The organism is Streptomyces hiroshimensis (assembly GCF_014650335.1).
In the GTDB taxonomy this organism is placed as follows: Bacteria; Actinomycetota; Actinomycetes; order Streptomycetales; family Streptomycetaceae; genus Streptomyces; species Streptomyces hiroshimensis.
The window spans coordinates 526,571-551,052 of record NZ_BMUT01000001.1 but is presented as its reverse complement, the minus strand read 5'-3'; the positions used below and the strand labels follow the sequence as shown (position 1 = coordinate 551,052).

General features: G+C 73.9%; 25 protein-coding genes. 10 read left to right on the top strand and 15 right to left on the bottom strand.

Translation table 11 applies throughout. The features are described 5' to 3' along the window. Nucleotides 1-182 precede the first annotated feature (182 nt). Nucleotides 183-812: a LysE family translocator gene (locus tag IE241_RS02140; RefSeq protein WP_190019827.1), complete on the top strand. Its 630-nt coding sequence runs from the start codon at nt 183-185 to the stop codon at nt 810-812. 125 nt (nt 813-937) lie between these two features. Continuing rightward, the gene (locus IE241_RS02135) at nt 938-1,645 is read left to right on the top strand and encodes a DUF6875 domain-containing protein (RefSeq protein WP_190019826.1); all 708 of its coding nucleotides are present in this window, start codon (nt 938-940) and stop codon (nt 1,643-1,645) included. Between the two features lie 102 nt (nt 1,646-1,747). On the opposite strand, the gene IE241_RS02130 is transcribed toward IE241_RS02135, so the two are convergent. The 3 genes from IE241_RS02130 to IE241_RS02120 form a co-directional block, all read right to left on the bottom strand. Then, nucleotides 1,748-2,971, bottom strand: coding sequence for a cytochrome P450 family protein (locus IE241_RS02130; RefSeq protein WP_190019825.1), 1,224 nt, complete (start codon nt 2,969-2,971; stop codon nt 1,748-1,750). 52 nt (nt 2,972-3,023) lie between these two features. Further along, nucleotides 3,024-4,826: a pectate lyase-like domain-containing protein gene (locus tag IE241_RS02125; RefSeq protein ID WP_190019824.1), complete on the bottom strand. Its 1,803-nt coding sequence runs from the start codon at nt 4,824-4,826 to the stop codon at nt 3,024-3,026. Nucleotides 4,827-4,961: 135 nt separating this feature from the next. Further along, nucleotides 4,962-5,417 carry a guanyl-specific ribonuclease gene (locus IE241_RS02120; protein WP_190019823.1) on the bottom strand — a complete coding sequence of 152 codons (456 nt, stop codon included), beginning with the start codon at nt 5,415-5,417 and terminating at the stop codon, nt 4,962-4,964. 173 nt (nt 5,418-5,590) lie between these two features. Between IE241_RS02120 and IE241_RS02115 the strand changes: the two genes are divergently transcribed. From IE241_RS02115 to IE241_RS02100, 4 genes are all read left to right on the top strand, one after another. Beyond that, nucleotides 5,591-6,217: a helix-turn-helix domain-containing protein gene (locus IE241_RS02115; protein WP_190019822.1), complete on the top strand. Its 627-nt coding sequence runs from the start codon at nt 5,591-5,593 to the stop codon at nt 6,215-6,217. Between the two features lie 71 nt (nt 6,218-6,288). Continuing rightward, on the top strand, nt 6,289-6,405 hold the full coding sequence (locus IE241_RS33950; RefSeq protein WP_229898683.1) for a DUF6126 family protein: 117 nt from the start codon (nt 6,289-6,291) through the stop codon (nt 6,403-6,405). A 115-nt stretch (nt 6,406-6,520) separates the two neighbouring features. Beyond that, nucleotides 6,521-7,180: a thiaminase II/PqqC family protein gene (locus IE241_RS02105; protein WP_190019820.1), complete on the top strand. Its 660-nt coding sequence runs from the start codon at nt 6,521-6,523 to the stop codon at nt 7,178-7,180. Between the two features lie 24 nt (nt 7,181-7,204). Then, nucleotides 7,205-7,753 (top strand): GNAT family N-acetyltransferase, encoded by a 549-nt coding sequence (locus tag IE241_RS02100; protein ID WP_190019819.1) that lies wholly within the window; start codon nt 7,205-7,207, stop codon nt 7,751-7,753. 26 nt (nt 7,754-7,779) lie between these two features. On the opposite strand, the gene alc is transcribed toward IE241_RS02100, so the two are convergent. Both alc and allB read right to left on the bottom strand, forming a co-directional pair. Continuing rightward, complete coding sequence (alc, locus tag IE241_RS02095; RefSeq protein WP_190019818.1) at nt 7,780-8,943, bottom strand: allantoicase; 1,164 nt, start codon at nt 8,941-8,943, stop codon at nt 7,780-7,782. Continuing rightward, the gene (gene allB, locus IE241_RS02090; protein WP_190020403.1) at nt 8,940-10,283 is read right to left on the bottom strand and encodes an allantoinase AllB; all 1,344 of its coding nucleotides are present in this window, start codon (nt 10,281-10,283) and stop codon (nt 8,940-8,942) included. Before allB ends, alc begins: the two co-directional genes overlap by 4 nt. A gap of 155 nt (nt 10,284-10,438) precedes the next feature. On the opposite strand from allB, the gene IE241_RS02085 reads away from it, so the two are divergent. Next, nucleotides 10,439-11,230 (top strand): IclR family transcriptional regulator, encoded by a 792-nt coding sequence (locus IE241_RS02085; protein ID WP_190019817.1) that lies wholly within the window; start codon nt 10,439-10,441, stop codon nt 11,228-11,230. 992 nt (nt 11,231-12,222) lie between these two features. Here IE241_RS02085 and IE241_RS02080 read toward each other — a convergent pair. Continuing rightward, on the bottom strand, nt 12,223-12,495 hold the full coding sequence (locus IE241_RS02080) for a DUF5955 family protein (protein WP_229898682.1): 273 nt from the start codon (nt 12,493-12,495) through the stop codon (nt 12,223-12,225). Nucleotides 12,496-12,684: 189 nt separating this feature from the next. Here IE241_RS02080 and IE241_RS02075 point away from each other — a divergent pair, with 189 nt between their 5' ends. Both IE241_RS02075 and aceB read left to right on the top strand, forming a co-directional pair. Continuing rightward, a complete protein-coding gene (locus tag IE241_RS02075) occupies nt 12,685-13,347 on the top strand; it encodes a nucleotidyltransferase family protein (protein ID WP_190019815.1) in 663 nt (220 codons plus the stop codon). Between the two features lie 84 nt (nt 13,348-13,431). Next, a complete protein-coding gene (gene aceB / locus IE241_RS02070) occupies nt 13,432-15,048 on the top strand; it encodes a malate synthase A (RefSeq protein ID WP_190019814.1) in 1,617 nt (538 codons plus the stop codon). A 40-nt stretch (nt 15,049-15,088) separates the two neighbouring features. On the opposite strand, the gene IE241_RS02065 is transcribed toward aceB, so the two are convergent. The 9 genes from IE241_RS02065 to IE241_RS02025 all read right to left on the bottom strand — a co-directional run bounded on the left by IE241_RS02065 (nt 15,089) and on the right by IE241_RS02025 (nt 23,416). Then, nucleotides 15,089-16,540 (bottom strand): YfcC family protein, encoded by a 1,452-nt coding sequence (locus tag IE241_RS02065; protein ID WP_229898789.1) that lies wholly within the window; start codon nt 16,538-16,540, stop codon nt 15,089-15,091. Between the two features lie 170 nt (nt 16,541-16,710). Next, complete coding sequence (locus tag IE241_RS02060) at nt 16,711-18,129, bottom strand: nucleobase:cation symporter-2 family protein (RefSeq protein ID WP_190019813.1); 1,419 nt, start codon at nt 18,127-18,129, stop codon at nt 16,711-16,713. Nucleotides 18,130-18,262: 133 nt separating this feature from the next. Next, nucleotides 18,263-19,621, bottom strand: a complete 1,359-nt coding sequence (locus tag IE241_RS02055; RefSeq protein WP_229898787.1) for an 8-oxoguanine deaminase — start codon at nt 19,619-19,621, stop codon at nt 18,263-18,265. 89 nt (nt 19,622-19,710) lie between these two features. Next, nucleotides 19,711-20,637 (bottom strand): factor-independent urate hydroxylase, encoded by a 927-nt coding sequence (gene pucL, locus IE241_RS02050; RefSeq protein ID WP_190019811.1) that lies wholly within the window; start codon nt 20,635-20,637, stop codon nt 19,711-19,713. Nucleotides 20,638-20,643: 6 nt separating this feature from the next. Further along, a complete protein-coding gene (gene uraH / locus IE241_RS02045) occupies nt 20,644-21,072 on the bottom strand; it encodes a hydroxyisourate hydrolase (protein ID WP_190019810.1) in 429 nt (142 codons plus the stop codon). Beyond that, on the bottom strand, nt 21,069-21,614 hold the full coding sequence (gene uraD / locus IE241_RS02040) for a 2-oxo-4-hydroxy-4-carboxy-5-ureidoimidazoline decarboxylase (RefSeq protein WP_190019809.1): 546 nt from the start codon (nt 21,612-21,614) through the stop codon (nt 21,069-21,071). Before uraD ends, uraH begins: the two co-directional genes overlap by 4 nt. Nucleotides 21,615-21,728: 114 nt before the next feature. Next, nucleotides 21,729-22,667 carry a helix-turn-helix domain-containing protein gene (locus IE241_RS02035; protein WP_190019808.1) on the bottom strand — a complete coding sequence of 313 codons (939 nt, stop codon included), beginning with the start codon at nt 22,665-22,667 and terminating at the stop codon, nt 21,729-21,731. Between the two features lie 114 nt (nt 22,668-22,781). Then, the gene (locus IE241_RS02030; RefSeq protein WP_373300541.1) at nt 22,782-23,165 is read right to left on the bottom strand and encodes a helix-turn-helix domain-containing protein; all 384 of its coding nucleotides are present in this window, start codon (nt 23,163-23,165) and stop codon (nt 22,782-22,784) included. After that, nucleotides 23,162-23,416 carry a hypothetical protein gene (locus IE241_RS02025; protein ID WP_190019807.1) on the bottom strand — a complete coding sequence of 85 codons (255 nt, stop codon included), beginning with the start codon at nt 23,414-23,416 and terminating at the stop codon, nt 23,162-23,164. Before IE241_RS02025 ends, IE241_RS02030 begins: the two co-directional genes overlap by 4 nt. A gap of 96 nt (nt 23,417-23,512) precedes the next feature. Between IE241_RS02025 and IE241_RS02020 the strand changes: the two genes are divergently transcribed. Then, entirely contained in the window at nt 23,513-24,340 is an 828-nt protein-coding gene (locus IE241_RS02020) for a TIM barrel protein (RefSeq protein WP_190019806.1), read from the top strand. Nucleotides 24,341-24,482: the final 142 nt, after the last annotated feature.

Genomic DNA, 24,482 nt, shown 5'->3' with positions numbered 1-24,482 from the left:
CCGGACATGCAACGGCGCGTATCCGGCGTTACCGATACGAGTGACCGCGGCGTCAACCTCGTGCCCCCTGCAGGCGTCTTGTGCAATACAGATGTCAGGACAGATGTCACTGAATATCAACTGATTTCACCTATGCCCTGCTATGTGAGTTATGCGGGCCGGTGAGGGAGATGGGCAACGCCGTGGAAGAGCTGGCTCTGGGGGTGGCGCTCGGCTTCAGCGCGGGGATCAGCCCGGGCCCGCTGCTCGCGCTGGTGCTGTCGGGCACCCTGCGCGGCGGGCTCGGCGTCGGGCTGCGGGTGGCGGCCGTCCCCCTGCTCACCGACCTGCCGGTGATCGTGCTGGCCGTGACCGTGCTGGCCGTGCTGCCCGAGCGGGCCATCGCGGCCGGCGGCGTGCTCGGCGGCCTCTTCCTCGCCTGGCTGGCCGTCTCGACGCTGCGCGAGGCCCGTACGGCCGAGGTGCCCGAGGCCGGCGACGGCGCGGAGGCCCGGCTCCAGGGCCGGCGGACCCTCTGGCAGGGCGCGCTCGTCAACCTCCTCAGCCCGCACCCGTGGATGTTCTGGCTGACGACGGGGGCGCCCCTGCTCGTGGCCGCCTGGCGCAACGGCGCGCCCGGCGCCGGCGGCTTCCTCTTCGGCTTCTACGGGCTGCTGGTCGGCAGCAAGGCCGCGCTCGCCGTCGTGGTCGCCCGGGCCCGGCACCGGATCGGCACCCGTGGCTACCGGATGCTGCTCGGCGGCTCCGGCGTACTGCTGCTGGCGGCCTCGGCCTTACTGCTGGTGGAGTTCGGCTCCGCGCTGACGGCGTAGTCCTTCTCATCCCGACAGCTGCCCGACAGGGACGCAATAGTTCGACTTGCCCCGGCTCGCTCAACCTCCATCCCGGCCTCGTGGGTTCTTCTCACTGAACAGAGACCGTGACGGGGGAACGACGCATGAGTCATGACAACGCACACCGCACGCTCCCGGACAGCGGCGGGACGGATCCCGGCCTCGCGCGCATCCGGCTCTACGACCAGCGGGAGGCCGCCGCGCACGACCTGCTGCGGCCCGTCGGCGACTGGATCACCCGGCACGTCGCCCGGCCGCACCCCGACCTCGGCCGCCGCGGGGCGGTCTGCCCGTTCGTACCGCTCTCGCAGCGGCTCGGGCTGATCCGCTACGCGCTCGCCGAGCCGCCCGTGCGCGACGAGACCGCTCTCGCGGCCGCCGTCGCCGCGCTCAAGGCGCACTGGCTGGCCATGGAGCCGCGCAGTGGCCCGCACACCATCGACAAGACCGTCGTCCTGGTCCTGCCCGGGGTGGCGGCCGCGACCGTGGTCCGCGTCCACGACCGGCTCAAACCGGAGTTCGTGGCGGAGGGGATGATGCTCGGCGAGTTCTTCCCCGGGCACCCGGGGCCGGGGCTGCACAACCCCGGATTCCGCCCGCTGCACAGCGACACCCCGCTGCTCGTCGCCCGCAGCATGGTCGGCAACGACCTGCCGTTCCTCACCGAGCGGCGCTACCCGCCCGCGCGGCGCGCCGGATTCGTCGAGTCCTTCCTGAGGCACCAGCCGGGGGCGAGCCCCTACGCCCGGGAGCGGGCCCGCACCGAACTGGAGCGTGCCCGCGGCGAACTGGGGCACCCGCCGCCCGACTGAGGCCGGGAGGCAGACGACCGGGCGAGGCCAGAACAGGCAGGATCAGAACGGGCAGGGCCAGAACCGACAGGATCAGAACAGGCAGGATCAGAACAGGCAGGGTCAGAAGCGGACGGGCAGCCGGTGCGGGCCCCTGATGAGGAGGCCCTCGCGCCAGGTGAGGGCCGCCGGGTGGGCGTCGAGGGCGAGGTCCGGGCAGCGCTCCAGCAGGGAGCGGATCGCGATCCGGGCCTCCAGGCGGGCCAGCGGGGCGCCGAGGCAGTAGTGGATGCCGTGACCGAAGGCCACGTGACCGCGGGCGTCACGGCGGATGTCGAACCGCTCGGCGTCGGGGAAGCGGGCCGGATCGCGGTGGGCGTCGGCCAGCACGGGGAGCACGAGCTCGCCCCCGCCGGGTATGAGCGTGCCGCCGATCTCCATGGGCTCGGTGGTGAAGCGGTACGTGGGGGTCTCCAGCGGCCCGTCGTAACGCAGCATCTCCTCGACGGCGTTGTCCAGCAGGCCGGGGTCGGCGCGCAGGTCGGCCAGCTGGTCGGGGTGCTGCAGGAGGGCGAGCACCCCGTTGGACACCAGGTTGACCGTGGTTTCGTGGCCGGCCACGAGCAGCAGCCAAGCAGTGCCGAGGAGCTCCTCGTGCGAGAGCCGGTCGCCGCCCTCGTCCGCGGCGCTGATCAGGGCGCTCATCAGGTCATCGCCGGGCTCCTGGCGCTTGGCGGCGATGAGCGCGCTCAGGTAGGCGGTGACCTCGCGGGAGGCGGTCACCTTCTCCTCGATCGGGCCCGCGCCGACGCCGATGTTCGACCAGTGGCGGAAGGCCTCGCGGTCGAGGTCGGGCACGCCGAGGAGGTCGCAGATGACGCCCATGGGCAGCGGGAAGGACAGGGCCTCCACCAGATCGGCGCGGCGGCCGGGCGCCGCCAGCATGGCGTCGAGCAGCTCGTCCGTCATCTGCTGCACCCGGGGCGCCATCTCCTCGACGCGGCGCGGCGTGAACTCCTTGGCGACGAGCTTGCGCAGCCGGGTGTGGTCCGGCGCGTCCTGGACGAGCATGTTCGGCCCGGCGGAGGCCCGGACCAGGCTGATGTCGGCCGCGGCCCTGTTCCAGTCCTTCGTCAGCCGGGGGTCGTTGAGCGTGGCGCGCACCTCGTCGTAGCCGACGACGAGCCAGGCTTCGGCACCCTCGGGCATGCGCACGCGGTGCACGGGGCCCTGCGCGCGCAGGCCGGCGTAGACCCGGTGCGGATGCCGGGCGAACTCCTCCCCCAGGGCCGCCAGATCGACGATCGCTCCTGATTCGCCTGCTTCGGCTGCTTCGGTCGCTCCCATGGCGTCCCCCCTCGCTCCGGAAGATCATCATGGATTGCGGAGAGTGATCGACTCAAGGGCGTTTTTCGGACAGCCGTTCGCCACCCGGCCAGGAGCGGAGGGTGGCGACCCTGGCCCCGGCGCCGGCCGGCCCCCCGGCGTCACCGATGACGTGACGCAGCGTGCAGTCGCCGCCGAGCGAGACGGCGACGAGGCTGTGGAAGCGCACGCCGGGCCGCCGGGGCGCCGCGAAGGCGCGGTCGGCCGCGAGCCCGGGCGCGGCCGTGAAGTGACAGTAGCTGCCCAGGCCCCAGGCCTCGTGACGGGTCACGGAGGGGGCGACCCGGTAGGCGGGGTAGCCCGTGGCCGGGCCGTCGCTCCAGGCGGCGCGGCCGGGCGGGTCGTAGGGCAGCTCGTTCTGGAAGAAGTACGTGCGGCCGCCGTCGCCGTTCCACAGCGTCTGGGTCCGCTGGTAGTGCTCCACGAACAGGCCGTACATCGTGACGTCCGTGCCGTCGACGACCAGCCCTTCGGCCGCGGTGTTGACGGTCCATCCGACGCCGCTGCCGTGGTCGGCGCGCCACAGCCACAGGTTGTCGCCGATCACGTCCGAGCTGTGCACCACCAGGCTCCTGACGGCCCGTCCGGGACCGGCGCCGCCGATGCGGAAGAAGACGTCGTGCAGCGAGACGGGGTCGGCGGCGTGGCGGCCCCGGGCGCCGGGCGGGCCGATCTCCATCAGCGCCGGCGAGGCCGCGCGCCCCGCGTCGACGAGCAGGCCCGCGATGCGGACGCCGTCGACGTCGGCGACCGTCAGGGCGGCGGTGCCCCGGTCCGGCACGAGCGTGGCGAGCCCCAGGCCGAGGACGACGGTGCCGGGGCGGGTGACGTGCAGGGGCCGGTCGAGGTGGTGGACGCCGGGCGTGATCAGCAGGTCCCTGCCCTGCGCGAGCGCCTCGTTGATGCGGGCGGCGCCGGTGCCCGGCCGGACGACGAAGAAGCGGCCGAGCGGGCGGGAGGCGCCCGGCCCGGCCGCCCTGCCGGACCAGGTGGTGCCCCGGGCGGCCCGGCGCAGGGCGGGGACGAAGACGCGGTAGTCGCCCGTCCGGCCGACGTACAGGAAGGGCTTCTCGCGGACGACGGGGGTGCGCCCGACGCTGGTGCGGGGCGGGTCGGGGAAGGTCGTCGGCGGGGCGCCCCGCACCCCGGCGAACACCATGTTCCAGGTGGCGCCGGTCCAGCCGCCGCGGAGCTCGCTGTTGCGCGTGAGCCACTGCTGCTGGGTTCCGGAGAGGACCTTCCCGTCGATCAGCGAGTCGGCGGTGAATCCGCCGCTCGACCAGCCGCCGTCGTCCAGGCGGAGGTCGCCGCGCAGGTGCATGCGGCGGTACGGGGCGGCCTGGGAGACGGCCCAGCGGTCGGCGCCGGAGGCGGGGGTGACGGAGAGGTTCTCGGCGGCGCGCCAGAAGTTCTGCGTCGCGTTGCCCTTGAACCAGTCGGCCTCGGCGTGCACCGCGCCCCTGACGGTGACGTCGTCGGGCCGCAGGCCCAGGCCCGCCACCTGCGTGTAGAAGCCGACGTTGACGTCCACGTCGTAGGTGCCCGGCTTGAACAGCAGCGCCTCGCGGCCGGGCCCGAACTGGGCGCTCTCCTGGCGCCGGAAGACCTCGTCCAGCGTGCGCTGGATCCGCTGCCGGGGCATCGACGGGTCGAAGACGTGGACGCCCGGGCCGAGATCGGGGGCCCCGGGGGCGCCGGGTGCGGCGGGTGCCGCGGGCGGCCGCTGCGGGGTGAGGGCGAGGCAGGCGGTGGCCACGGCGGCGAGGGCGAGGGTGCCGAGGCGGGCTCGGCACCCCGCGGGCCGGGTTCTGGACAAGGGCCGGTGTCTCCTCACACGTCGGTCGGCTGCCCGGTGACCGGAACAACTCGTTTTTGAGCGTGAGGAGACGGTTGGTGAGCGGAATCCGCTCGGATGGCGCTTACGTTTGGATGGCGCCTACGTGACGATCGGTCAGCAGGTGAAGTCGACGCGGTTGAACGTCGCGTAGTGGTCGCCGGTGTAGTAGTCCTCGTGGTCCCCCTGGCCGGCGACGATGCGGCGGGCGCCGCGGTCGGGCGAGCCGGGGGTCTTGACCGTGTACTCGTGGTAGTAGCCCGAGGTCTGCTTGGGCAGCACGCCCTCGCGGTTGGAGAAGACGGTGCCGTCCTTGGGGTACGGGAACGGGCCGCCCGCGTCGATCAGACGCAGCGTGTCGTCGGCCTGGGAGGGCAGGGCCGACTTGCAGATGTCGCCGACGGCCTTCACGGCGGCCGGGGCCTGGGCGGTGACGGCCACGGGGGCCGCCGGAGCGGTGAGCGGCGCGGCGACGGCGGTGCCGCCGGCGAACAGGGCCGAGGCCAGCGCGGCGAGAACGGCCGTGCGGGCGAAGCGCGAAGAGCGCAGATTGCGATGGGGGGTTGCCTTCATGAGGCCAGCATGACGCGCGTAGCTGATGTCATGTCAATGACAACGCCGACTGTTTCCCAGGAGTTAACCGGGGGCGCGATCCAGCCAGACGGAACCTTTGCCTCCATGCCGCGGCTTTTGCCTCACAGGCAAAACTTTTGCCTTTAGGGCAGGGGCGGTCCTATACCGGAAGCATGACACCGCTGCCCGACGAGCCCGCGGCCGACCTGCCCACCGTAGCCCCGCGCCTGCGTGACCTGCGCACCCGCAGTGGGCTGACCCTGGAGGCCGCCGCCGCCCGCGTCGGCCTCTCCCCCGCCCACCTGTCCCGGCTGGAGACCGGCCGGCGGACGCCGTCGCTGCCGATGCTGCTGGCCCTCGCCCGCACCTACGGCACCACGGTATCCGACCTGCTGGGCGAGGCGGCTCCGGAGCGCGACCCCATCGTGCGCGCGAGCCACATGGAGCCGCAGCAGGCCGGGGGCTGGACGTACTGGCGGGCCGGCGGCTCGGGCCGCGCCATGCAGGCCCTGCGCCTGCACGTACCGCCGGAGGCGGGCGGCCAGGCCGAGCTGGTACGCGTCCATCCGGGCGAGGAGTGGCTGTACGTCACGAGCGGCCGGCTGCGCCTCACGCTCGGCGGGAGCACCCACCTGCTGGACCCCGGCGACGCCGCCCACTTCGACTCGCTCACCCCGCACCGCATCGCCGCGGCGTCGCGCGGCGGGGCCGACCTGCTGTTCATGCACACGCTGCTGCAGAGCGGCGCGACCGAGCTGTGCCTCGGAGGCGCCGCGCCCACCCGGAGGGGAATGCCGTGACCGACACCGACACAGAAGCAGTCGCCAACGCAGGCACAGACGCAAACGCGAACGCAGACACAGGCAAGCGCATGGACGAGGAGGACCGCGCGCCCATGGGGATGACCGTGCGGGTGGTCATCTACCTCGTCGCCGTCCACTTCTTCGCCGCCTTCCTCTTCCTCCTCTTCTATCTCGCCGGGGGGTGAGGCCGGCTCTCCCGCCCGGGTGAGGCGTACCGCGCGCCGCCTGCGGACGGCATGCCCCCGGACTACGATCGCGGGAGGCAGCACGCGGACCGTCCCGGGACAGGAAGGCGGAGCGATGACCCGTACGGCCCAGGAGGTACTGGCGGATGCGGTGCAGGGGCTTGCTCCCGGAGAGGGCGCCAACCGGCTCGTCCCGCTGATCGCCGCCGGGGAGGCCCCGCGCGAGGTGATCACCGCGTTCACCCTGGAGCAGCACCACGTCATCGCCGGCGACCGGCACAGCTTCGCGCACCTCGCCGGGCGTGCGGCCGAGGAGCCCGCCGTGGCGCGGTTCTTCGAGTCCCTCACCCTCGGGGAGGACCTGGCCCGGAGCCTGCTCGGGCCGCTGGCGACCGCGTGCGGGCTGGACGAGGAGGCCGTGCGCGCCCACGAGCCGCGCCCCGCCTGCCAGGCCTACCCGTCGTACGTGGCCTGGCTCGCGCTCAACGCCGAGCCCGTGGACGCCGTGGTCGCCCTGACCGCCAATTTCGCGGCGTGGGGCGGCTACTGCGCCGCCGTCGGATCGGCCCTGCGCGAGCACTACGGCTTCGACAACCCCGCGTGCGGCTTCTTCGACTACTTCGCCGGTCCCGGGCCCGAGGAGGAGGAGCGGTCCGCCGAAGCCGTGGCGGCCGGCCTGGCGAGCGGACGGCTGTCCGAGCCGCTCGCACACCGCTACGGACGGCTGCTCCAGGCCTACGAGTTGATGTTCTGGGACGGACTCGCTGTACGGTGAATGCATGCGCTGTACGGTGCGATCATGCCTGCAGCCGCACAGCCCGCAACCGTCGTCTACCGCCCCGCACGCCCCGGTGAGCACGCCGCGGCCGCAGCGATCGACAACTCCTTCACGACGCCGACCGTCCTGGAAGTCAGCGCGTCCGGCGAAGGGTTCCGGCTGCGCGAGACGCCCGTCGACCCGCCCCTGCGCAAGGTCTACCCGCCCGAGGACGACGAGGACGAGGGCGAGGAGGCCCATGTCATCGTCGCCCTCGACGGGGAGGTCCTGTGCGGTGCCGTCACCCTCACCCACTCGGCGTGGAACGACCGGCTGGTGATCGCCGACATCAGGGTGGCGCCCGGGCACCGCGGCCGCGGCGTCGGCCCCGGCCTCATGGAGCGGGCTCTGGACCACGGCCGGGAACGGGGCGCCCGTACCGCCTGGCTGGAGGTCACGAACGTCAACGCTCCGGCCGTACGGGCCTACCGCCGCATGGGCTTCGCGCTGTGCGGACTGGACACGTCCCTCTACCGGGGCACGGCCTCGGAGGGCGAGACCGCCCTGTTCATGAGCCGCCCGCTGTCATGAGGCGTCCGCTGTCGTGGGCCGGCCTGTCATGAGCCGGCCTCGGTGAGGCCCTCCCCGTGCAGGCCCCTCGCCCCCGTCTCCGTCAGCGAGCCGTGGACGCGCAGCCGTGCCACGCCCCCGTCCGGGTGGATGTCCACGCGCACGTGGGTCGCCACCGGGGCACCCGTCAGGGGGAACCGGTGCACGGCGTCGGGCTGGAGGCGCGTGCGGGGCACGACCACCGTCCAGCCGGTGGTGCGGTCGGCCGGATCGGCGCCTCCGGCGGCGTCGAGGACGGACACCTCCGCCCAGCCCGCGGCATTGCCCTTGTAGCAGCCGGTGTCGATCTCGACGGCGCGCAGCACGGCCTGCCCGGTGAGGCGGTAGCGGACCCAGTCATGTCCCCGGTCGCGGCGGCGGCGCGTCTCCCAGCCGTCGTCCATCTTCCGCGAGCGGCCCGGCAGGACGGTGTTGAGCGGGGGCGAGTAGAAGCGGTCCGAGGCGTCCTCGGGGCGGCCGCCGTTCTCCAGCGCGGCGAGGTCGAAGGTACCGAGGGCGGCGAGCCAGGCCGGGTCGGGCCGCACCTCGCCGTGCACCCGCAGCCGGGCGATGCCGCCGTCGGGGTACTGGCACAGTCTCAGGTGGGTGAAGCGCTCCTCTGAGCGGACGGCGAAGCCGTTGGCCGCGTGGCCGCCGACGGGCGTACGGGGCACGAGGACCGTCCACTTGACGTCGTCGGCGAGGAGTTCGCCCGGCGAGGGCGTGCCCGGGAGGCGGGCGGCCTCGACGGACACCGCCTGCGGGTGGTTGCCGCGGAAGTGGGCGGTGTCGACGACGACGCCGCGGATCACGCCGGGTGCGCCCAGGCGGATCAGCGCCCAGTCGTGGTCGCCGTCGGCGGGATGCGGGTGAGCGGCGTCCGGCCCGCGCCGGCGGCGGGTCTCCCAGCCGTCCATGACCTTGCCCTTGTGGCCGAAGAGGGCGGGGTCGAAGTGCGCGGGGGCGGGGGTGAGGAGGTTCTCGCGGTCGGCGAAGAACTCGTCGTTGGCGGCCACGACGCTCCCGCCGAGGCGGCGGTCGGCGAGGTCGGGCAGGGAGGTGAAGGGGAGGTCCGCGGCGCGGTAGTCGGCGTACGGGTTCCCGCCCGCGTACGGTGCGGCGCCGCCCACGAAAGAGGGTATGCCGGGGCTGCCGTCCGGTGTGCTCGTCATGCGCTGCGCTGCCTTTCGAGGAGGAGGCCGGCGGGCTCGGCGAGGGCGCCGTCGTGGGCGATCCTGCGGCCGCGCAGCCAGGTGGACCGCACGACGCCGTGGAGGGTCTTCCCGGCGTAGGCGGTGACGTGGTTGCGGTGGTGGAGCGTGCCCGGGTCGACGGTGAAGGCGGCCTCGGGGGCGAGGACCGTGAAGTCGGCGTCGCGGCCCGGCTCGACGGCTCCCTTGCGGTGCAGGCCCGCCAGGGCGGCGGGGCCGGCGGACATCCAGCGGGCGACGTCGCCGAGGGTGTGCCCGCGGCGGCGGGCCGCGGTCCAGACGGCGGGGAGGCCGAGCTGCAGGGACGCGATGCCGCCCCAGGCGGTGCCGAAGTCGGGGACCTTGAGGTCGGTGGTGCACGGCGAGTGGTCGGAGACGACGCAGTCGATCGTCCCGTCGGCCAGGGCCGCCCACAGGGCGTCCTGGTTGGCGGCCTCGCGGATGGGCGGGCAGCACTTGAACTCGGTGGCGCCGTCCGGGACTTCCTCGGCCGTCAGCGTCAGGAAGTGCGGGCAGGTCTCGGCGGTGACCGCAATGCCCTCCGCCTTCGCCGCGGCGATCGCCGGGAGGGCGTCGGAGGACGACAGGTGCAGGATGTGCACGCGGGTGCCCAGGCGGCGGGAGACGGAGACGAGACGGGCTATGGCCTCGTTCTCGGCGGCGCGGGGGCGGGAGGCGAGGAAGTCGGCGTAGCGCGGGCCGCCGCGCTGCGGGGCGCGCTCCAGTTGGGCGGGGTCCTCGGCGTGCACGATCAGCAGGCCGTCCAGCTCGGCGACGCGCGCCGCGACCGCCTCCAGGTCGCCGGGGCCGAGGGCCGGGAACTCCTCGACGCCCGACGGCGACAGGAACGCCTTGAAGCCGAAGACGCCCGCGTCGTGCAGGGGGCGCAGGTCGGCCGTGTTCCCGGGGAGGGCGCCGCCCCAGAAGCCGACGTCCACGTGGGCCCTGGGGCGCGCCACGTCCTGCTTGACCCGCAGGTGGGCGACGGTGGTGGTGGGCGGGATGCTGTTGAGCGGCATGTCGATGAGCGTGGTGACGCCGCCGGCCGCGGCGGCGCGCGTGGCCGTCCGGAAGCCCTCCCAGGCCGTGCGGCCCGGGTCGTTCACGTGCACGTGGGTGTCCACGAGGCCGGGGAGCAGGGCGTCGTCGCCCAGGTCCGCCACGGCGGCCCCCGGGGGCGGCTGCGCCTCGTACGGGCGGACCGCGGTGATCGTGCCGCCCGTGACGGCGACCGAGGCCGGGCGGGTGCCCTCCGGCGTGACGACGCGCGTCGAGCGCAGCACCAGGTCCTCCGTGGACACGCCGGCCACGTCCCCTCCCGGAAATTCAACGTTCTGTTGAACGACGGTGGGGGCAGTCTTCTGTCGCTCCCCGCGGCCGTCAAGACCTCCGGGGGCGGGGTGGGGGCGTGCGAGCCCGGTAGGCTGCTCCCACCCCGTACCCGAAAGGACCTGCCGTGCCCCCGTCCGCCGAGCCCCGAACCCCCGCCCCCAGCGGAGGCGTCCAGTCCCTGGAGCGCGCCTTCGACCTGCTGGAGCGGATGGCCGACGCGGGCGGCGAGGTCGGGCTGAGCGAGCTGGCCACGAGCAGCGGGCTGCCGCTGCCGACCATCCACCGGCTTATGCGCACGCTCGTGGCCTGCGGATACGTCCGCCAGCAGCCGAACCGGCGGTACGCGCTCGGGCCGCGGCTCATCCGGCTCGGCGAGAGCGCCTCCCGGCTGCTCGGCACCTGGGCGCGCCCCCACCTGGCGCGGCTGGTCGAGGAGACCGGCGAGACGGCGAACATGGCGCTGCTCGACGGCGACGAGGTCGTCTACGTCGCGCAGGTGCCCTCGCGGCACTCGGTGCGGATGTTCACCGAGGTCGGGCGGCGCGTGCTGCCGCACACCACCGGCGTGGGCAAGGCGCTGCTGGCGCAGAGCCCCGACGACGAGGTGCGCTCGATCCTCGCCCGCACGGGGATGCCGGCCGCCACCGAGAAGACCATCACCACGCCCGAGGGCTTCCTGGAGGCGCTCGAGCGCGTCCGCGAGAACGGCTTCGCCGTGGACGACAACGAGCAGGAGATCGGCGTGCGGTGCCTGGCGGTGCCCGTGCCGGACTCCCCCACGGCGGCGGCCATCTCCATCTCCGGCCCGGCGGGCCGCGTCACGGACGCGGCGACGGAGCGCATCGTCCCCCTCCTGAAGGAGGTCGCGGCGGCGCTGTCGACGGACCTCGCCGGAGCGAGTGCCGGGCTCGCTTGATACGCGTGCCCGGCGGGCGCCGGTGCGGTGCGGTGCGGCTGGGCCGGCCCGGTTGACGGTGGCTGAGCGCCACCGCGGCGGGGGCGCTGCGCGCCGGCACCTGAACCGACGGGCTACCGACGACGGGCTGCTGCAGCACGGCACCGCCGAAACGGCCGCCTGTAGCCGATCGCCGTCGCGGCGGAAAAGACTTGCCGCACCTCGGCACCCCAAACACCAGGCTGCAGCGCCAAGCACCACACCGGCCACCCCACCCCGCCGCCACACCTCGCAACCGCCATGGCACAGCGCAGCGGTGCCGCGCCCGGCACCTGAAACGGCCGACCACGGCCGAGCGGCTCGCACCGGCCACCCCATCCCGCCGCCACGGCGAGCAACCACCACACACGAGCCCGGCGGTGCCACACCGACGGCAGCACGGCACCGCCGAAACGGCCGACGGTGGCCGATCACCGTCGCGGCGGAGGAGACTTGCCGCACCTCGGCATCTGAAGCGGCAGGCTGCAGCCAAAGCACCGCACCGGCCATCCACCCCCGCCGCAGCGGCGAGCAACCACCACGCACGAGTCCGGCGGGTGCCAGGCCAACGGCTGCACGGCACCGCCGAAACGGCCGGCGGTGGCCGATCGCCGTCGCGGCGGGAAAGACTTGCCGCGTCTCGGCACCTCAAACACCAGGCTGCAGCCAAGCACCGCACCAGCCACCCCATCCCGCCGCCACGGCGAGCAACCACCACACGCGAGCCCGGCGGGTGCCAGGCCAACGGCGGCACGGCACCGCCGAAACGGCCGACGGTGGCCGATCGCCGTCGCGGCGGAGGAGACTTGCCGCACCTCGGCATCTGAAGCGGCAGGCTGCAGCCAAAGCACCGCACCGGCCATCCACCCCCGCCGCAGCGGCGAGCAACCGCCACGCACGAGCCCGGCGGTGCCACGCCGACCGTGGCACGGCGCCGCCGAAACGGCCGGATTGGCCGGGCGTGCCGCTTGGTGCTACGTGCCCTCGCGTGGAGCGGGGGGTGGTGCGAAGGCGTCCACCGCGTGGCGGACTTCCGTCAGTGCCGGCGAGAGCGCGCTCACCGAGCCCACCGCCCCCGCGACCAGCAGCAGCGAGCGTCGCAGGCGCGAGATTTCGGGGTCCCCGGCGCGGGCCATCGCGTCGAGCGCCGCCAGTTCGTCCTCCGCGACATCGCGGTCGGGTAACGGCGCGGGGTGGCCCGCGAGCGCACGGCGGAGCCGGGAGACCGCGTCCCGCAGCTCGCTCACCCTCGGATCCCCGGCCACTACGGCGCCTTCCGCCACGACAGCCCCCTCCCACGCGCTCGCGCGGATCAGTTAACGCCACTTTCCGTACACCGCGCCATACGCACAGCGAAATGGAGTCCGGAGGTCGCACGCACGGGTGATGGGCGGTCGCCCGTCGCATCGCCGTCAGCGATGCGATATGCAGGGGCCATGACACCCACCCCACCCCCGGTCGCCGGGCTGCTGCTCGCCGCGGGCGGCGGACGCCGCCTGGGCGGCCGCCCCAAGGCCCTGCTCGGCCTGCGCGGCCGCCCCCTCGTGGAGCACGCGGCACAAACCCTGCACGACGGCGGCTGCGCACCGGTGTACGTGGTGCTGGGCGCGGCGGCCGCGGAGGTGCGCGTACACGCCGGCCTCACCCACTGCACCTTGGTGGACAACCCCGGCTGGCCGGACGGCATGGGCTCCTCGCTGCGGGCGGGTCTCGCGGCGGTCGCCGCCACGGACGCCGGGGCCGTGCTCGTCACCCTCGTCGATCAGCCGCGCGTCGGCCCCGCGGCCGTGTCCCGCGTGCTCACCGCGTACCGCGACGGCGCACAGCTCGCCGCGGCCTCGTACGACGGCGAACGCGGTCACCCCGTGCTGTTCGCCCGCCCGCACTGGCAGGGCGTGGCACGTGCGGCCACCGGCGACCGCGGCGCCCGCGCGTACCTGCGCGAGCACGCCGCGGCGGTGAGGCTCGTGGAGTGCTCGGACGTCGCGGGGCCGGAGGACATCGACACCCCGGATGATCTGGCGCTGCTGGAGGCCGGGCTCCCCGGGTCCCGCGGACTCCCCGGCCGCGCCCGGCATCCGATGCCACCGCCCCATTGAACTTCCACCATGAGGAAACTAGCCTCCGGAATCACACCGTCCACGCGGCACCCCGTGCCGTCCTCGCCGAGGGAGTGACCACTCATGTCCGCACCGGCTCCGTCCTCGCCGGCCACCGTCACCGCCCGGCCCCTGGAGCGGCAGGAGGAGGTCCTCACCGAGCCTGCGCTCACCTTCGTCGCCGAGCTGCACCGCCGCTTCACCCCCCGCCGCGACGAGCTCCTCGCTCTCCGGGCCGCGCGCCGCGCCGAGATCGCCCGCACCGGCACGCTCGACTTCCTCCCCGGCACCCGCGCGGTCCGTGAGGATCCGTCCTGGCGCGTCGCCCCCGCCCCGCCCGCCCTGGAGGACCGCCGGGTGGAGATCACCGGCCCGACGGACCGCAAGATGACGGTCAACGCCCTCAACTCCGGCGCCCGCGTGTGGCTCGCGGACTTCGAGGACGCCTCCGCGCCCACGTGGGAGAACGTCGTCCTGGGTCAGCTCAACTTGATCGACGCCTTCGAGCGGCGCATCGACTTCACCGACGCCCGGGGCAAGGCGTACGCACTGCGGCCCGCCGATGAGCTCGCGACCGTCGTCGTACGCCCCCGCGGCTGGCATCTGGACGAGCGTCACGTCACCGTCGGCGGCCGCCCGGTCCCCGGCGCCCTGGTCGACTTCGGCCTGTACTTCTTCCACAACGCCCACCGCCTGATCGGCCTCGGCAAGGGCCCGTACTTCTACCTCCCCAAGACCGAGTCGCACCTGGAAGCCCGCCTCTGGAACGACGTCTTCGTCTTCGCCCAGGAGTACGCGGGCCTGCCGCGGGGGACCGTCCGCGCCACCGTGCTGATCGAGACGATCACCGCCGCGTACGAGATGGAGGAGATCCTCTACGAACTGCGCGACCACGCCTCGGGCCTCAACGCCGGCCGCTGGGACTACCTCTTCTCCCTCATCAAGAACTTCCGCGACGGCGGCGCCCGGTTCGTGCTGCCCGACCGCAACGCCGTGACGATGACGGCCCCCTTCATGCGCGCCTACACCGACCTCCTGGTGCGCACGTGCCACCGGCGCGGCGCGCACGCGATCGGCGGGATGGCCGCGTTCATCCCCTCGCGCAAGGACCCGGCGGTCAACGAGGCCGCGTTCGGGAAGGTCCGGGCCGACAAGGACCGCGAGGCGCGGGACGGCTTCGACGGCTCGTGGGTCGCCCACCCCGACCTCGTGCCCGTCGCCCGCGCCTCCTTCGACGCGGTCCTCGGCGACCGCCCGCACCAGAAGGACCGGCTGCGCGAGGACGTACGCGTGACGGCCGATCAGCTCATCGCCGTGGACTCGCTCGAGGCCCGCCCGACCTTCGCGGGCCTGCGCAACGCCGCGGCCGTCGGCACGCGCTACATCGAGGCGTGGCTGCGCGGCGTGGGCGCCGTCGCCATCTTCAACCTGATGGAGGACGCGGCCACCGCCGAGATCTCCCGCTCGCAGATCTGGCAGTGGACCGCCGGCGGCGTCGTCCTCGACAACGGCGAGAAGGTCACCGCGGAGCTCGTCCGCGCCGTCGCCGCCGAGGAGCTCGCCGCGATCCGCGAGGGGGAGGGCGAGGAGGCGTTCGCGGCCGGCCGGTGGCAGCAGGCCCACGATCTGCTGCTGAAGGTCGCCCTGGACGAGGACTACGCGGAGTTCCTCACCCTGCCCGCGTACGAGCTGCTGGACTGAGGCCTCATACGAGGCCTCGCACGAAGCCTCGTATGAAGCCTCACATCACGGCGCCCAGCGCCACGAATCCGCAGATCAGCACCGACAGGAGCACCAGCAGCGGCCAGACGAAGCGCAAGTACTTGTCGTAGCCGATCTTCGCCAGCGCCACCCCGCCCATGACGACGGCGGTCGTCGGCACCCACAGGTTCATCACGCCGCTCGCCGACTGCCAGGCCGTGACCACCACGGAGCGCGGGACGCCCGCGAAGTCGGCGAGCGGGGCGAGGACGGGCATGGCGAGGGTGGCGTGGCCGGAGGTCGAGGGGATGAGGAAGGCCAGCGGGAGGTTGATGACGTAGACGAGGACCGCGAAGACCACGGCGGGCGTGCCGGATACGGTGCTCTCGACGGCGTGCAGCACCGTGTCGATGATCTTCGCGTTCGTCATCACCACGGTGACGCCGCGGGCGAGGACGATGACCAGGGCGGGGGCGATGAAGTCGGCCGCGCCCTGCACGATCGTGGCGCTCAGCCGCTGCTCGCCCAGCCGGGCCAGCAGCCCGATCAGCACGGCGGCGACGATGAACAGCGCCGCCAGCTGGGCGAAGGACCAGCCCAGCTCCCAGCCGTACGGGGTGGCGTCGGCCTTGCCGGTGAGGGCGCTCGCCCAGGGGATCACCGAGAAGATCATGAAGGCGAAGACCAGGGTCACCGCCACGAGCACGAGCTTCTGAAGCCTCGTCAGCTCCGGTGGCTCGGCGGCGGCCTCCTCCGCCATCTCGCGGTCCCCCGGCAGGAAACCCGTCAGGGAGCGGTCCGGGGCGGTGCGCACCCGGTGCGCGTAGCGCAGGACGTAGCCGATGGTGACGGCCGTGAGGACGATCCACATGGCGAAGCGCAGGGCGATGCCGTCGCCCAGCGAGATGTCGGCGGCCGAGGAGGCCACGCCCGTGGCGAAGGGGTTGACGGTCGAGGCGAGGACGCCGACGCCCGCGCCGAGGATGATCGTGCCGGTGGCGACCATCCGGTCGTAGCCGAGCGCGAGCATGAGGGGCACGATCAGCCCGTAGAAGCCGAGGGTCTCCTCGGCGAAGCCCTCGACGGTGCCGAGCAGCGAGAAGACGGTCATGACGCCGGCGATCAGCAGGGCGCCGCGGGTGCGCAGCCGGTGGGCGAGGCGTTCGATGCCGCGGTCGAGGGCGCCGGTGGCGAAGACGACGGTGATGAACGCGCCGATCGCGAGGACGAAGAGGAAGACGCCGGCGCTGCCGTAGAGCGCGCCGACCGCGTCGGGGGCCACCTCGCCGGTGGCGGTGTCGCGGATGCCGTAGAGGCCGTTGACGGGGGCGAGGAAGAGGTCGCCGAGCCGGTGGACGAAGCCGCCGGGTGCCGCTTCGCGGTGGTAGGTGCCCTGCAGGGGGCGGCCGTCGGCGTTGCGCTTGTAGGTGCCGGCGGGGATGACGAAGGTCAGGATCCAGACGGCGATCGTCACGGCCGCGAGGACGGTCAGGGCGCTGGGGAAGACGAAGCGGCGGCGCGGCCTGCCCGGCGCTTCGGGCCCGCCGGGTACCTCGGGCCCGCCGGGTGCTGCGTCCTCGGCTTCCGCGTCCACGACGGAACCCCTCTCCGCACTGAGGGTGGTCACTTTGACCTTATTGTCGCGAAGTGCGGAGCGAGCCCCTAGTCGCCACGCACGGGCGACGGATCCGGTGACGTTCCCGGCGACGCCTCGTCACGTCGCCGCCTGCCCAGGTGGTTGAACGCGAGGTTGAGCACGACGGCGGTCAGGCAGCCCGCGCTGACCCCCGAGTCCAGGAGCGTCCGCAGCGTCTCGGGGACGCCTGCGCCGTCGTAGAACGTCCGCGAGACCACCGGTATCGTGCCGATGCCCAGCGAGGCGGCCGCCACCAGCAGGTTGTCGCCCTTGTCGAGGCCGGCGCCGAGCAGGACCTGGATGCCGCTGGCGGCGACCGTGCCGAACAGCACGATGCCCGCCCCGCCGAGCACCGGCCGCGGCACGACCGCGATCAGCGAGGCGAAGGCGGGGCTCAGGCCGAGCAGGACGAACATCGCCCCGCACGCGGCGACGACGAAGCGGCTGCGCACGCGGGTGATCGCCACCAGGCCGATGTTCTGCGCGAACGCGCTGTTGGCGAAGCCGTTGAAGACCGGGCTGACGGCGGTGCCGAGGGTGTCCGCGCGCAGGCCGCGCGCGATGGTCCGCTCGTCCGCCGGGCGGCCGACGACCTGGCCGAGCGCGAGCATGTCGGCGGTGCTCTCCGTCATGCAGACCAGCATGAGCACGCACATCGAGACGATCGCGGAGAGCGTGAACTGCGGGGGCCCGAAGTGGAAGGGGGACGGGAAGCCGACGAGGCGGGCGTGTGCGGCCGGCCCGAAGTCGACGGCCCCCGCCGGTACGGCGATCAGGGTGCCCGCCGCCAGTCCCAGCAGGATCGCGATCTGCCGCAGGAATCCCCTCAGCACGCGGCGCAGCACGAGGACGATCACGAGGGTGGCCGCGGCCAGGCCGAGCCCGGTCACCGAGGCCGGCCGGCCCGGGTCGCCGCCCTGGATCCAGCCGAAGGCCACCGGCAGCAGGGTCAGGCCTATGAGGGTGATGACGGTGCCGCTCACCAGCGGCGGGAAGAAGCGGACGAGCTTGCAGAACCAGGGGGCCAGGACGAAGCCCAGGGCTCCGGCCACCATCACGGCGCCGAAGATGACCGGGAGGGCGTCCCTCTTGTCGGCCTGGGTGTCCGCCACGGCGATCATCGGCGCGACGCCCGCGAACGAGACCCCGTTGACGAAGGGCATCCGCGCCCCGACCTTCCAGAACCCGATGGTCTGCAGCAGGGTCGCGATGCCCGCCGTGAAGAGGGCGGCGCCGACGAGGAAGGTGGTCTGGAGCGGGGGGAGCCCGAGGTACGCGCCGAGCACCAGGGGCGGGGCGACGACGCCTGCATAGCTCGCGGCGACGTGCTGCAGCCCTCCGGCAAGCAGCCGCCCCGGCCGGAGCACCTCGTCGACCGGGTGAACGGCACCCTCGGTGCGGGTGCCCTCGGCTTCGTCCAGGGCCACGACGTGCCTCCTTAGCATTGACCGACCTTGAATCCGCCGCGACGGCCGATCGCCGTCGCGGCGGAAGAAAGGACGCGGGCCCGCCCGAGCCCGCTGATCCGCCGCCCGCGGCGAAGGGCCCGGCCGAGGGCCGTCCCCCTCGGCCGGGGGTTCAGGTGGCGGCGGCGATACGGGCCAGGCGGCGCGCCTCGTCGCGCGCCCCGCGGGCCACGTCGTCCTCGTCGGCGGTGACGAGCCGGCCGTTCTCGACCACGGGCCGGCCGTTGATCAGGGAGAGGGTGACGGGCGCGGGGGCGCCGAGGACGAGCGCGGCGACCGGGTCGGCGATGCTCGAATGGCCGAGCCCGTCGAGCTTCCACAGCACCAGGTCGGCCAGCTTGCCGGGTTCCAGCGAGCCGATGCCGTCCGTCCGGCCGAGGACCTGCGCACCGCCGTACGTGCCGAGCCGCAGGGCCTGACGGACCTTCAGCGCCTGCTCCCCGCCGGCGAGCCGGTGGACGAGCAGGGCGTTGCGCAGCTCGGTGTGCAGCTCGCCGGACTCGTTGGAGGCGGTGCCGTCGACGCCGAGGCCGACGGGGACCCCGGCCCGCAGGAGGTCGGGCACGCGCGCGGTGCCGGCCGCGATCCGGGCGTTGGAGGAGGGGCAGTGCGCGACACCCGTACCGGTGCGGGCGAAGGCCGCGATGTCGGAGTCGTCCATGTGGATGCAGTGGGCCATCCACACGTCGTCGCCGAGCCAGCCCGTGGACTCGAAGTAGTCCGTCGGGCCCATGCCGAACTTCTCCTTGCAGTACTGCTCCTCCTCGACGGTCTCGGAGCCGTGCGTGTGCAGCCGCACGCCCTTGCGGCGGGCCAGCACGGCGGCCTCGCGCAGCAGCTCGGTGGTGACGGAGAAGGGGGAGCAGGGCGCGACGCCGATGCGCAGCATGGAGTCGAAGGCCGGGTCGTGGTGGGTGTCGACGGCCTCCTCGGTGGCGGCGAGCGCGGCCTCGGTGGTCTCGACGGCGAAGTCCGGCGGCAGCCCGCCGTCGGACTTCCCGAGGTCCATCGAGCCGCGCGTGGGGTGGAAGCGGACGCCCATCTCGCGCGCGGCGCGGATCTCGGCGCCGAGGAGGTCGCCCGCGCCCCGGGGAAAGACGTAGTGGTGATCCGCCGCGGTCGTGACGCCGCCGCGGACCATCATGGCGAGGGAGCCGCGCGCGGCCGCGTACACCATGGGCTCGTCGATGCGGGCCCAGGTGGGGTAGAGGGCGACGAGCCAGTCGAAGAGGTTGCAGTCCTGGGCGAGGCCGCGGGTGAGCCACTGGTAGAAGTGATGGTGGGTGTTGACCAGGCCGGGGGTGGCCAGATGGCCGGTGCCGTCGACGCGGCGGACGACGCCGGCCAGGCCCTCGGGCGCGGGCCCGGGGCCCACGGATTCGATGCGGTTGCCGGCGACGACGACGTGGCCCGAGGCGTGTTCGGTGTCGTCGGGGTCGACGGTGGCGATCGCGCAGTTCTCGATGACGATGCGCTCGGCACCGTCGGCGGCGGTGGCGGCGGTGGCGGTGCCTGCGGGGGATGCGGGGGGTGCGGCCACGGTGATTCCTCGCTGTCGGTTCACGGAAGGTTCGTCAGGTCCACCGGGACGGCCGCCGTCGCGCCGTCGCGCAGGACGGTGGCCTCGATGAGGCCGTACGGGCGGTCGGCCGCGAAGTACACCTCGTTGTCGTTGTCGAGCCCGAACGGCCGGAGGTCGGCCAGGAAGTGGTGCTTGTTGGGGAGCGAGAGGCGTATCTCGTCGATGCCCGGCGTCTGTTCGATCACCCGGGAGCCCATGGCGTAGAGGGTCTGCTGGAGGGAGAGGGAGTACGTCTCGGCGAAGGCGGCCAGCAGGTGGCCGCGCGTCCGCTCGTAACGCTCGTCCCACCCGGCCTTGCCCTCCTCGCCCCCGCCGCCCTCGCCGTCCCGGACGTGCCGCCAGCAGGCGTTGACCTCGGTGGCGAGGATCCGGTCGCGGGTCTCGGGGAGGGTGGTGTAGCGGTCCTTGACGTAGCCGTGGAACTCGGAGTCGGTGGTGTTCATGACCACGAGGCCCTTGAGGCCGGAGAGGATCTGCCAGCGCTCGCCCGCCGCGCCGCCGGAGTCGAAGGTGACCTGCGCGGTGCGCGTCTCCCGGCCGCGGCGGACGAAGGAGTGCCCGCCCGGGCCGGGCACCGGTATCCGGTCCCAGGCGTACTCCTCGATACGGATCCGGGCGGTGCCGATCGCCTCCTGGCCGGTGACGAAGTGGCGCGCCAGCCGTACGGCGAACTCCTCGGCCGACGCTATGCCGTGTTCCTTGGCGAAGGCGAACACGGTGTTCTTGGTGGTGTCCGTCGGCAGGACGCGGGCGTTGGAGCCGGAGAGGTGGACGTCGTCCATGGCACCGGAGAGGGCGATGGAGACGTTGAGGTCCCTGATGTGGTGGACGGGCCCGTCGCGGGTGACCCGCACGACGCGGGTTTCGGCTTTGCCGTACTGGTTCTGGCCGAGAACGGTGGGCATCGTGTGCTAGCTCCCTCGGTACACGGAATAGCCGAACGGACTGAGCAGCAGCGGTACGTGGTGGTGCTCGCCCGGAGCGACGGCGAAGACCACCGCCACCTCCGGGAAGAACGCCCCCTGCCCGGCGGGCCCCCGGGCGGCGTACGGCCCCACGTCGAACCGGAGCCGTACGTGGGTCGCACCCTCCGGAGGCGGCGGGAGTCCCCGGCAGCGCCCGTCCGCGTCCGTCACGGAGGAGCCGCACACCGACCAGGGCCCGTCGGCGTCGCCGCCGCTCCGTGTGGACAGCTCGACGGCGACGCCCGCGGCGGGGCGGCCGGCGGCCGTGTCCAGGACGTGCGTCGACACGGAGGCGACCGATGCGGTGGCGTCCGGCGCGGTGTCGGCCGGGGCGGTGGAGTCCGGCGCCGTGGCGTCCGGTGCGGGGCCGCTCATGGGCGGGCTCCTTCCTGCGCGGAGGCGTACGGGCCGGCCGGGTCCTCCAGCAGCCGGGCCAGCCGGATGCGGTTGATCTTGCCGAGTTCCTCCCGCACCGCCTCGCGCTCGCGTTCCGGCGTGTTGCCGATGCGGTGACGGATCGCGTCGAGCAGGTGCGCGGCGTCGAGGCCGGTGGCGCAGATCAGGAAGACGTGCCCGAACTTGCGCTGGTAGGCCAGGTTGAGTTCCAGCATCTCGGCACGGAGGCCGGGAGGGGCCTGCGCCATACCGCGCTGCTCGCGGGCGGAGGCCGGATCGCCCGGCTTCGGGCGTCCGATCGGCGGGTGCGCCGCCATGGCCTCGGCCAGCCCGGTCACGGTCAGCGCGGCCGTCGCGGCGTCGCTCGCGGCGTAGAGCGCCTCGGCGGTGGGATAGGGGCGCCGGCCGAGGACCGCCTCCGCCCAGGAACCGCCGGCGCAGATCGCGTGGAGGGCGGAGCGGGCCGCGCCGGGGTCGGCCGCGTTGAACCGGGTGAGTCCCGGAGTCGAACTCGAAGACACGGGCGCCTCCGTGGTGGGGACGGGCTGCGCATGGCTGTCGGGCTGCGCATAGCTAACGCCCCACGGAACGCCGCGTCAACAGTTTGTTGAAGAACTCGGCTCCGGCGGCCGCCGTCAGGACCGGGCAGCCGAAGGGGCCGAGGCGTCCAGAGCGGCGCACAGCCAGTCGTGCGCGGCGCCGGGGGTCGGCTCCGGCGGGCCGGACGGCGGCGAGGTCAGTTCGGCGACGAGCTCCCAGTAGTGGTCGATGCGGGGTTCCGCGGCGAGTTGGACGCCGAGCCGGCGGCGGAAGGCGGCGGTGTCCCGTACGCCGCGGGCGCGGGCGTGGGCGGAGACGAAGCAGTCGAGCGCCTCGCCCGGGTGCGGCGGCCGCAGCGCCCGCAGGTCCGGCGCCGCCAGCGCGAAGGCCTCGCGGAGACCGTCGTAGAGCACGGCGGGGCGGTAGTCCTTGCCGGGCCGGTGGACCTCGGGCTGACCGCGGTCGCGGTCCTCGCCCGTGCAGGGACCGGAAGTGAAGGCGTGCAGCCGGGCGAAGGCGAGGACCTGGGCCGGAGTCGGGTCGTCGGGCGGCTGCGGCACCGCCTCCTCGACGATCGCGGAGACCAGCCGGGCCGGGAGCCGCGGGGGCAGCCAGCGCCGCCAGAAGCTCGCGAGGGCCGCCGTACTGGGCGGGGTGGACACGGCGCCGATCAGGCCCAGCCGCTCGGCGCGCTCCGCCGGGGTGCAGTCCTGGAGCAGCCGGAGGGCGGCGTCCCGCCAGCGCAGGGCCGTCAACTGCGAGCCGATCTCCCGCAGCCTGCCCGCGACGACGTCCTCCAGCGCGTCGTCCCGCTCCAGGACCCGGCCGACGTCAGGGACCGGCACGTCGAGCGTGCGCAGGGAGCGGATCAGGCGGAGCCGGTCGAGCGCCTCGGGGCCGTACCGGCGGTGGCCGCCGCCGCTGCGGCCGGCCTCGGGCAGCAGGCCGCGGTCGGAGTAGAAGCGGACGGCCTTGACGGTGACGCCCGCGCGCTCGGCGAGCTCTCCGATGCTCCACGTGGCGTCGGGGGACACGGCTCGGACCTCCCTCGGGGCCTCAGGGAGTTCCTACCGTACCGGCGGGTACGGGCGGCGGCCGCGGGCGGTCCCGCGGGTGGGCTCGCAGGGGGTCCCGCCAGGTCGGCGGCCCTAGCGGGAGGCCCCGGAACCGGCCTCGCGGTTCAGGTAGTTGTAGACCGTGAAGCGGCTGACGCCGAGCGCCGCGGCGACGGTCTCCACGCCGTGCCGCAAGGAGAAGGCGCCGCGCTCCTCCAGCGTGCGCACCACCGACTGCTTGGTCCTGCGGTCGAGTTCGGCCAGGGGTCTGCCGTGGCGGCGCTCCAGGTCGGCCAGGATGTGGTCGAGCGAGGCCGACAGGCGCGGCAGGCGTACGGCGACGACCTCGCGGCCCTCCCAGGACAGCATCACGTCGTCGGCCGCGGCCTGTTCGGGCTCGACCATCTCCCCGCCCATGGCGTCGACCAGCGGCGCGACCGCCGCGCGGAGCGGGTGCGCGGCCGCCTCCCCGGTCACGGCGCCCCCTCCTCGTCGACCACGCTGACCTGCAGCGACACCCGGGTGGCGCCGGCCTGCAGCGAGGTGTTCAACACCTGCTGGACGGCGGCGAGGACGGCGGAGCCGCCGCCCTCCGCGGTGTTCCCGAAGGGGCCGACGTCCACGGCGTCGAGGCCGGCGCCCTGCAGGGCCTCCCGGGCGGCCTCGGCGTGGGGCGGCACCCGGTCGAGGTCGAACGGTTCGGTCGTGAACTCCACTCGCAATCGCACGGTGGCCAACCTACCCGCCTTGACAGGGGGCGGGAACGACAGCAGGATTCCGTAAAGCAGAATTCCATTTCCGCGATACGGAAGGAGGTGGGCGGGATGCCCCCTCCCCGGCACCGCTTCGCCGTCAATCTCTCGATGCTGTTCACCGAACTGCCGCTCCTGGAGCGGCCGGCGGCCGCTGCCGCGGCAGGCTTCCGCGCCGTCGAGCTGTGGTGGCCCTGGCCCGCGACGCCCACGCCGGAGGCCCGCGAACTCGACGCGCTGCGCGGGGCGCTGGAGGACGCCGGTACGCAACTGGTCTGCCTGAACTTCTACGCCGGGCGGCTGCCCGGGCCCGACCGGGGAGCGCTCTCGCTTCCGGGGGCGGAATCCGGCCGCTTCCGCGCCAACGCCGCCGTCGCGGCGGACTTCGCGGCCTCGGTGGGGTGCACGGCGCTCAACGCCCTGTACGGCAACCGCGTCGCGGGCGCCGGGCCCGGGGAACAGGACGCGCTCGCCCTGGAGAACCTCGTGCTGGCCGCGCGGGCGGCGGGCCGGGTGGGTGCGACGCTCCTGATCGAGGCACTCAACCCCGTGGAATCCCCCGCGTACCCGGTCACCCGCTCGGCGCGCGCCGTGGAGCTGGCGGACCGCGTCAACGAGGCCTCCGGGCTCGGCAACGCCAGGTACCTGATGGACCTCTACCACGCGGCGATGGCAGGCGAGGACCCGGCCGCGGTCGTGTCCGCCTACGGGGGTACGCACACGGGCCACGTCCAGCTGGCGGACGCGCCGGGGCGGGGCGAACCGGGCACGGGGACGTTGGACGTCCCCGCGCTGCTCAAGCGGCTCGAACAGGCCGGGTACGGCGGGTGGGTGGGACTGGAGTACCGCCCGTCCGGGCCCAGCGGGGGTGCCTTCGGCTGGATGGAGGGGTTGCACTGACGGCGGGTCCGGCACCGCCGGGATCCGCGGTGGGGGTTTCTCGCCGTAGCGGCGGAAGGAAGTGCCCGGGCCCGGGCAGGACGCCCCGGCGTAGGCCGTGGCGTGACGAGCCCGACCGGGAGAGCTCGTTCGGCACCGCCGG

Excerpts from the sequence above, each read along its gene's own strand:
- IE241_RS33950 (WP_229898683.1), top strand. The coding sequence starts at position 6,289 with ATGGACGAGGAGGACCGCGCGCCCATGGGGATGACCGTGCGGGTGGTC.
- aceB (WP_190019814.1), top strand. The coding sequence starts at position 13,432 with ATGTCCGCACCGGCTCCGTCCTCGCCGGCCACCGTCACCGCCCGGCCC.
- IE241_RS02130 (WP_190019825.1), bottom strand. The coding sequence starts at position 2,971 with ATGGGAGCGACCGAAGCAGCCGAAGCAGGCGAATCAGGAGCGATCGTC.
- IE241_RS02020 (WP_190019806.1), top strand. The coding sequence starts at position 23,513 with ATGCCCCCTCCCCGGCACCGCTTCGCCGTCAATCTCTCGATGCTGTTC.
- uraH (WP_190019810.1), bottom strand. The coding sequence starts at position 21,072 with ATGAGCGGCCCCGCACCGGACGCCACGGCGCCGGACTCCACCGCCCCG.
- alc (WP_190019818.1), bottom strand. The coding sequence starts at position 8,943 with ATGACGAGCACACCGGACGGCAGCCCCGGCATACCCTCTTTCGTGGGC.
- IE241_RS02075 (WP_190019815.1), top strand. The coding sequence starts at position 12,685 with ATGACACCCACCCCACCCCCGGTCGCCGGGCTGCTGCTCGCCGCGGGC.
- IE241_RS02120 (WP_190019823.1), bottom strand. The coding sequence starts at position 5,417 with ATGAAGGCAACCCCCCATCGCAATCTGCGCTCTTCGCGCTTCGCCCGC.
- IE241_RS02115 (WP_190019822.1), top strand. The coding sequence starts at position 5,591 with ATGACACCGCTGCCCGACGAGCCCGCGGCCGACCTGCCCACCGTAGCC.
- IE241_RS02135 (WP_190019826.1), top strand. The coding sequence starts at position 938 with ATGAGTCATGACAACGCACACCGCACGCTCCCGGACAGCGGCGGGACG.
- IE241_RS02105 (WP_190019820.1), top strand. The coding sequence starts at position 6,521 with ATGACCCGTACGGCCCAGGAGGTACTGGCGGATGCGGTGCAGGGGCTT.
- pucL (WP_190019811.1), bottom strand. The coding sequence starts at position 20,637 with ATGCCCACCGTTCTCGGCCAGAACCAGTACGGCAAAGCCGAAACCCGC.
- IE241_RS02060 (WP_190019813.1), bottom strand. The coding sequence starts at position 18,129 with ATGCTAAGGAGGCACGTCGTGGCCCTGGACGAAGCCGAGGGCACCCGC.
- IE241_RS02100 (WP_190019819.1), top strand. The coding sequence starts at position 7,205 with ATGCCTGCAGCCGCACAGCCCGCAACCGTCGTCTACCGCCCCGCACGC.